This is a genomic window from Anaerolineae bacterium, assembly GCA_014360855.1.
Lineage (GTDB): Bacteria > Chloroflexota > Anaerolineae > JACIWP01 > JACIWP01 > JACIWP01.
In genome coordinates this window covers 1-3476 of sequence record JACIWP010000297.1, presented here as the reverse complement: position 1 = coordinate 3476, position 3476 = coordinate 1, and the positions used below count along the sequence as shown (strand labels likewise).

Genomic DNA, 3476 nt, shown 5'->3' with positions numbered 1-3476 from the left:
ACATCGTATCCGCCAGGCTGTACCAGCACCACCACTGTACCAGACGGTTCCCATCTGCGGAATAGCCCAGCTCCGCCTCGGTCAGCGTCAGGAACAGGTCGAATGTGCCGTACATGAATGTCTGCACCCGGGTGGGCTCGAAGCCGTATTCCGCCGGCATCAGCACGCCGTATTCCGAGACCACGAGGGGCGTATCCCGCTGTCCCCGCTCCGCCATCCAGCGCCGGAAGGCGATGAGCTGTTCCCGAAAGATGTCCAACCGGTCGTGGTCGTCGATCTCGTAGAGGATGCCGGCGTCCTCCTCGAAACCGGGCGGGATGCTCACTCCCCAGGAATCGCGCTCCTCCCGCAGGATGAAATTATGGATATTCCAGATGTCCACCGGCATGGGGGCGCCAAAGCGTCCCTCATATTCGGCCAGCACCCGCTCCAGGTAGCGCAGGCGCAGGGGAGTGGGTTGGGACACGCCGGCGATGGCCACCTGCGCCGAGGGGTCGGCCGATTTGATGAGCTGATACAGCTCATGGTACAACCCGGCATAGCGCTCCGGCGTCACATTGTCCTGCCAGATGACGTCCGGCTCGTTGCCGATGAGCCAAACCGAGCCGGGATTGGCCCGTACTGCGGCCAGGATGGTCGAGGCGTCGGGACGATAGCCCTTTTCGGATAGGCGCACCATCTGCCAAAAGGCGATGCCGGCCGGCCGCGGCGGTTCCCGCCGCACGTTCCAGTCCAAATACCAGCCGATGCCCAACTGCTCGACGGTGTAGTCGCTGATCGGGCCGATGGGCACGCCGACGCCGAAGCGCTGGCGCTCCTCCGCCGGCACCGCCGCGGGGAGTTGGGGCGCGGGAGCGAGGGTTGGCGCGGGATGCCGCAGTGCGGCCGGCGGCGTGGGTACCAGCGGCTCCGCCGGCGCGGTGGGGAGAGCCGGCCGGCAGGCCGGCATTCCAGCCAGCAACAGCAGTCCCATACCCCATGACAGCAGTGAGAGGACGAGGGAATGCCGCATCAGCCGGTAATCTCTGACCCTTTTTCGTCTGTTCCACGCCGGCTGTATGCCATCAGCGCCATTGCCAGGCCCATGACCATGAAGGGGACAAACCCGCCCTTGCCGACGACCCAGGTCGTGGCATCCAGCATGCCGTGCACAGTCATGCCGGCCAGCCCCGCCAGGCAGGCCCAGGCCAGCCCCTGCAGGCCCCGTTTGCCCTGCCGGCCCAGGCCCCGCGCCGCCGCGGCGCCGGCCCAGAAGGCTGCCCCCAACAGCCAGAGATAGGCCAGCAGGCCGGGAACGCCCAGGTCAGCCCCTACCTGCAGGAAAAGGTTATGCGCATGGGGGTAATGGACCACGTTGAAGCCGTTAAACTTGGGATACAGCCATTCCGCCGCTTTCCCGAACATGCCCAACCCCACGCCGGTGAAGGGGAAATCGCGCAGGACATACAGCGCTCTGAGCCAGATATCCCCGCGGCCGGCCAGACTGCTCAGCGAACTGGTGACCAGGTAGCGCTGTGGGGTGGTGAGCAGGTCGGAATGCCACAGGACATACCCGCCGGCGCCCACGGCGGCCGGCAGGAGGATGCCCCAGCCGGGCCAGCGGCCCGCCATGAGCACCCACAGGGCCGCGCCGGCGCCGAGCCATCCGCCGCGCGACTGTGTGACGAACAGCGCCGCCGGTACGACCGCCAGGGTCAGCAGGCAGAAGGGCAGGCGCACCCAGATGCGCTCCATAAGCCAGGCGATGGGGCGCAGGACAGCCCCACGAACGGAAGGGTAGCGGACAGGAGAGAAGAGGAGCAGGGCCAGGGGAAAGGGGATCAGCACCGCCAGGGCGCCGGCCATCATGTTCGGGTTAAAACTGCCGCGCAGAGCGGTCAACCAGGTGGACGAGGCCGGCAGGCGTTCCGCCGCCACCTCCAGGGTGCGCGGCCATTCGATGCCCAGCGGGGTGAGGAGCGCCATGCCCAGGCCCACCGCCGTCATGGCAATCCCCAGCACGGCCAGATGGGCCTCGCTCCGCGCCCAGTTGACGATGCCGAGCATGAGCGCAATGCCGGCGACCAGCCGCGCCGCCCAGACGAAAGAGGTCATCGGGTCCACTGAGATAACCAGCGAGACGCCGGCCATCAGCAGTAGGATGAGCGCGGGGAGGTTGTAGGGGCAGGGGACCGCCGGCCGGCCGCGGGCCGCCCATCGGATCAGCCACAGGAGGAGGATCAGCAGTAGGCCATAGGCGGCATATCCCGGGAAGAAGATTGCCAGCGCCGCCCCGACTGCCAGCGGCCACAGCTCCCTATCCGCGATCCACCGGGCAGTCCTGCGCAGCATCCGAAAGAGCCGTCCTTATCGAAGGCCGCGGGCCAGCGCACGCAGGCCCAGGAGGAACCAGCCCGGCTGTGCCAGGAAGATGCGCCACACCGCCTGCGCCAGCCGGTCGCGATCATACTGGCCCAGCACCCGCACCGCCCGATGGTTCAGGAGGCGCAGGAGCAGATCATAATCCGCATCGCCGAACCCATCGAGCGTGTGCCGCACAAAGGCATGCCAGAACAGCTCACTGCGCAGGGGACGCAGTTCGCCGGCATATGTCGAGCCGGTGCACAGCGCCCGCGCCAGGGCCAGGGCACCGCGCATGCCGGCCACCACGCCGCCCACCGTCGTCACCTTGACCTGGCCGGCGGCGTCGCCCACCAGAAACACGTGCCCATCGGGGGTGGCCGCCGGCCGGCTCAGGGACAGGGGATAGAGCGGCACCCACGATTCCTCCTGGTGTTCGATGACCTCCAGCCCTTCGGAGACCAGCAGACGCTGTAACCCCTGCTCCGCCTCCTCCAGGGAATCGGCGATCAGGCCGGCGGCCGCGATATGTTCCGACTCCGGGATCAACCACAGGAAGAAGCGGGTGAGTCCTCGGTCGAACCAGACGCGCACGACATTAGGCGGCAGGTCCGCCGGCCGGCGGACGCGCGCCTGCACCAGCGCCACCCGTTCAAAGCCGTCCAGGCCGGTGTCGCGTGCCACAATGCTGTCGGCGCCGTCTGCGCCGATGATGCACGAGGCCGGCAGGGTATGCTCCGTATCCCCTATCGCGACTTGCACCAGCGGCTCGGGGCGGTGATTATGCACCATTTGCAAACGAGAGCCCCAATGGATGTGGGCGCCGGCGGCCTGTGCGCGCTGGGCCAGCAACTGCATCAGGCGTGAGCGTTCGATGACCACATCGGGCTCCGAAAGCTGAACCCGTGCCGATGCTGAGCGGGAGATCAGCTCGAAGGTATCGGTGCGGTGCAGGATAGCGTCGCCGGCATCGAAGTCCAGCAGGCGCAAGAAGGTGGGGGTCACGATCAGGGTGCGCTCAGCCGGCTGGAACGGGGCCTGGGCCTCGTACACATGCACGCGCTTGCCGGCCCGTGCCAGGTGATAGGCGGCGAAGAGGCCGGCGATCGACGCGCCGGCGATGACTATATCTCTTG

At 67.5% G+C, this 3476-nt stretch carries 3 protein-coding genes; all 3 read right to left on the bottom strand.

Annotation, left to right across the window (positions count from 1 at the left end):
* On the bottom strand, positions 1 to 973 hold a 973-nt coding region (locus H5T60_12970), incomplete at its 3' end, for a hypothetical protein (GenBank protein MBC7243341.1).
* A 38-nt stretch (positions 974 to 1011) separates the two neighbouring features.
* Positions 1012 to 2331 carry an O-antigen ligase family protein gene (locus H5T60_12965; GenBank protein MBC7243340.1) on the bottom strand — a complete coding sequence of 440 codons (1320 nt, stop codon included), beginning with the start codon at positions 2329 to 2331 and terminating at the stop codon, positions 1012 to 1014.
* Positions 2332 to 2346: 15 nt separating this feature from the next.
* Positions 2347 to 3476 (bottom strand): NAD(P)/FAD-dependent oxidoreductase (locus tag H5T60_12960; protein MBC7243339.1); only part of this gene is annotated, 1130 nt, incomplete at its 5' end.

Excerpts from the sequence above, each read along its gene's own strand:
- H5T60_12965 (MBC7243340.1), bottom strand. The coding sequence starts at position 2,331 with ATGCTGCGCAGGACTGCCCGGTGGATCGCGGATAGGGAGCTGTGGCCG.